The 3722-nt window shown below is 68.2% G+C and carries 2 protein-coding genes and 1 pseudogene; 1 reads left to right on the forward strand and 2 read right to left on the reverse strand.

Annotated elements, in window-relative coordinates; all coding sequences use genetic code 11:
• Nucleotides 1-360: pseudogene (locus DK254_RS32135) on the forward strand (chemotaxis protein); the annotation flags it as partial.
• 308 nt (nucleotides 361-668) lie between these two features.
• Here DK254_RS32135 and DK254_RS32140 read toward each other — a convergent pair.
• Together DK254_RS32140 and pncB are read right to left on the reverse strand one after the other, a co-directional pair.
• Nucleotides 669-2150, reverse strand: a complete 1482-nt coding sequence (locus tag DK254_RS32140; RefSeq protein ID WP_109937079.1) for a helicase HerA-like domain-containing protein — start codon at nucleotides 2148-2150, stop codon at nucleotides 669-671.
• Nucleotides 2151-2231: 81 nt separating this feature from the next.
• Nucleotides 2232-3440: a nicotinate phosphoribosyltransferase gene (gene pncB, locus DK254_RS32145; protein WP_109937080.1), complete on the reverse strand. Its 1209-nt coding sequence runs from the start codon at nucleotides 3438-3440 to the stop codon at nucleotides 2232-2234.
• Between the last annotated feature and the right edge of the window lie 282 nt (nucleotides 3441-3722).

Raw genomic sequence — 3722 nt, forward strand, 5'->3', positions numbered from 1 at the left:
GCCGCGCAGCAGATCCAGGGCATGATCGAGGAACTGCAGGTCGGTGCCCGCGAGGCGGTGACCACCATGGGCGAAAGCCAGCGCTACAGCCTGGAGAGCGTGGAGATCGCCAACCGCGCCGGCCAGCGCCTGGCCAGCGTCACCGGGCGCATCAGCGAGATCGATGCGATGAACCAGTCGGTGGCCACCGCCACCGAGGAGCAGACCGCGGTGGTGGACTCGCTGAACATGGACATCACCGAGATCAACACCCTGAACCAGGAAGGCGTGGAGAACCTCAAGGCCACCCTGCGCGCCTGCGCCGACCTGGAAAACCAGGCCGGGCGCCTGCGGCAGTTGGTGGATAGTTTCCGCATCTAATGAAAAGGCGCCTTCGGGCGCCTTTTTCATACACGGCGTCTGCCTATGCGTAGGGCGTATAACCGTTCGCGGTTATACGCCGATGGTGGTGCCACCGGGGCGCCCGGCGTGGCCGGTGGGTCCAATCGCGGACGAAGTCCGCTCCTACGTCCGTGCCTTCCTGGAACCGTAGGAGCGGACTCTGTCCGCGAATCGCGCGCAGGGCGCGCTCCTACAGGTAGGGCGAGAGGCGGGGCGCCGCGGTTCAGGTTCGTAGGGGAATGACCGTTCGCGGTTATCCGCCGCCGGCCGGAACACCGGCGCCCTACCTACCGCCGCTTGCCGCCCAGCAGCGAGCCCATCAGCCCGCGCACCAGCTCGCGGCCGATCTGGTTGGCGGCCTGGCGCACCACGGTCTTCATGGTCTGGCTGGCCAGGTTGCCGAGGATTTCCCCGGCCATGCTGCCCAGGCTGCTGCCGGCGTCGGCCTTGGTTTCGCTGGGCGCCATCTTGTCGTCGGTGCGGCCGGTCAGGCGCTCGTAGGCCGATTCGCGGTCGATCGGCTTGTCGTAGCGACCGGCCAGCGGCGAGCTGCGGATGATCGCGGCGCGCTCGGCTTCGCCCAGCGGGCCGATGCGCGACTGCGGCGGGGCGATGGCCACGCGCTGGACCATGGACGGCGTGCCCTTCTCTTCCAGGGTGCCCACCAGCGCCTCGCCGATGCCCAGCTCGGTGAGCACCTGCAGGGTGTCGAACGCCGGGTTCGGGCGGAAGCCGTCGGCCACCGCGCGCAGGGATTTCTGCTCCTTGGCGGTGAAGGCGCGCAGGCCGTGCTGGATGCGCAGGCCGAGCTGGGCCAGGACGTCGTCCGGCAGGTCGCTGGGCGACTGGGTGACGAAGTACACGCCCACGCCCTTGGAACGGATCAGCCGCACCACCTGCTCCAGGCGGTCGTGCAGGGCCTTGGGCGTGCCGTTGAACAGCAGGTGCGCCTCGTCGAAGAACAGCGCCAGCACCGGCTTGTCGGCGTCGCCGCGCTCGGGCAGTTGCTCGAACAGCTCCGACAGCAGCCAGAGCAGGAAGGTGGCGTAGACCTTGGGCGCCTCGTGCACCAGCTTGCTGGCGTCGAGCAGGTGGATGCGCCCGCGGCCATCGGGGTCCGGGCGCAGGATGTCCTCCAGTTGCAGCGCCGGCTCGCCGAAGAAGGCCTCGGCGCCCTGCTGCTCGAGGGTCGCCAGGCGCCGCAGCAGGGCCTGGGAGGAAGCGCCGGTGAACAGGGCGCGGTCCTCGCCGAGCACTTCCGGGTGGTCCTTGAGGTAGTTGAGCAGGGCCTTCAGGTCCTTCAGGTCGAGCAGCAGCAGGCCCTGCTGGTCGGCCACCTTGAAGGCGGCGAAGAGCGCGGCCTGCTGGCTGTCGGTCAGCTCCAGCAGGTTGCCCAGCAGCAGCGGGCCCATCTCGCTGAGGGTGGTGCGCAGCGGGTGGCCGGTCTTGCCGGCGACGTCCCACAGGCTCACCGGGTAGGCCTTGGCCTGGTAGCCCAGCCAGGGCATCGAGGCGATGCGCTCGGCCACCTTGCCCTGGGGGTTGCCCGCCGCGCCCAGGCCGCAGAGGTCGCCCTTGATGTCGGCGGCGAAGACCGCGACGCCGGCATCGCTGAAGCTCTCGGCCAGGTGCTGCAGGGTCACCGTCTTGCCGGTGCCGGTGGCGCCGGCGATCAGGCCGTGGCGGTTGGCCAGCTTCCACGGCTGGCTGACGGGCTGGCCATCGGCGCCGGCGCCGGCGCCGATGATGAGTTGGTTGCTCGCTGACATCCTTGCTCCCCTGGTGGACGGAAGGTCACCCGGCAAGACTGGCGCGTCGCGCGGCGAAGCGCAACGCCGCCGTGGCGCTTTTCAGCCCAGGGCCTCGTCGACGCGGAAGACGTGCTTGAGGTAGCGGCCGAAATTCTCGTCGTTGCACTGCATCTTGCCCGGGGTGTCGGAGATCTTCGCCACCGGCTGGCCGTTGCAGGCGGTCATCTTCAGCACGATGTTCATCGGCTCGACGCCGGGGATGTCGCAGGTGAACTGGGTGCCGATGCCGAAGCTGACGTCGATCCGTCCGCGCAGCGAGCGGTAGATGTGCAGCGCCCGCGGCAGGTCGAGGCCGTCGGAGAACACTAGGGTCTTGCTGCGCGGGTCGATGCCCAGCTGCTCGTAGTGGGCGATGGCCTTCTCCGCCCATACCAGCGGGTCGCCGGAGTCGTGGCGCAGGCCGTCGAAGAGCTTGGCGAAGTACAGGTCGAAGTCGCGCAGGAAGGCGTCCATGGTGATCACGTCGGTCAGCGCGATGCCCAGCTGGCCGCGGTATTCGCGGACCCAGGCGTCCAGCGCGGCGGCCTGGCTGTCGATCAGCCGCGGGCCGAGCTGCTGGTGGGCCATCAGCCACTCGTGGGCCATGGTGCCCAGCGGCTTGAGGTCGAGCTTGCGCGCCAGGTGCACGTTGCTGGTGCCGACGAAGCGGCCCGGGAAGCTCGCCTTCAGCTCGCGCACCACGCATTCCTGCACGGCATAGGAGAAGCGCCGGCGGGTGCCGAAGTCGGCCATCTTGAAGCCGGCCAGTTCCTCGGCGCTGGCCTCGCGGCGCAGCCAGTCGAGCTTGTCGCGCAGGCGCTCGCGCACCAGGTCCAGGGTCACCTGTGGATAACGCTGCAGATTGCGTGCCTCGCTGATGCTGGCCAGCACCGGCACCTCGAAGAGGATCACGTGCAGCCAGGGGCCTTTCAGGCGCAGGAAGAACGCGTCGTTCTCGATGCCGGTCTGCACGTAGCGCATGTTGAAGCGGAACAGGCCAAGGAAGCGGATGAAGTCCGGCGTGAAGAAGGGAATGCGCTCGAGGAAGGCCAGTTGCTCGCTGCTGAAGCTCAGCCCGGCCAGCGCCTCGATGCGCTCGCGGATGCGCGCCAGGTACGGGCGCAGGTCCTCGCGGTTGCGGCAACGGAACTCCCACTCCACCTCGGCGTTGGGGTAGTTGTGCAGCACCGCCTGCATCATGCTCAGCTTGTAGAAGTCGGTATCCAGCAGGTTCTGCACGCCGAAGGGGGTGAATGCGGACTCAGCCATGCTCGCCTCTCGCCTGTCGTCAGCCTGCAGTCTAACGGCATGCATTCGCCGCGCGCAGAAAAAACCCTGATTAGGGGGATGTGGTTCGTTTGGGGCGTAGCCTGCTGGAACCCGGCACCTAAAGCTCTCGGGAAATCCGTAGGGCGCATAACGCCTACGGCGTTATCCGCCGAATCGCGGACAGAGTCCGCTCCTACGACCGTGCCACCGGATGGTTCCGCGTGGCAGAGGCAATTGACCGTAGGGCGAATAGCCGTTCGCGGTTATCCGCCGTTGGCCGTG

It is taken from the genome of Pseudomonas sp. RW407, from assembly GCF_003176655.1.
GTDB lineage: Bacteria > Pseudomonadota > Gammaproteobacteria > Pseudomonadales > Pseudomonadaceae > Pseudomonas > Pseudomonas delhiensis.

Excerpts from the sequence above, each read along its gene's own strand:
- DK254_RS32140 (WP_109937079.1), bottom strand. The coding sequence starts at position 2,150 with ATGTCAGCGAGCAACCAACTCATCATCGGCGCCGGCGCCGGCGCCGAT.
- pncB (WP_109937080.1), bottom strand. The coding sequence starts at position 3,440 with ATGGCTGAGTCCGCATTCACCCCCTTCGGCGTGCAGAACCTGCTGGAT.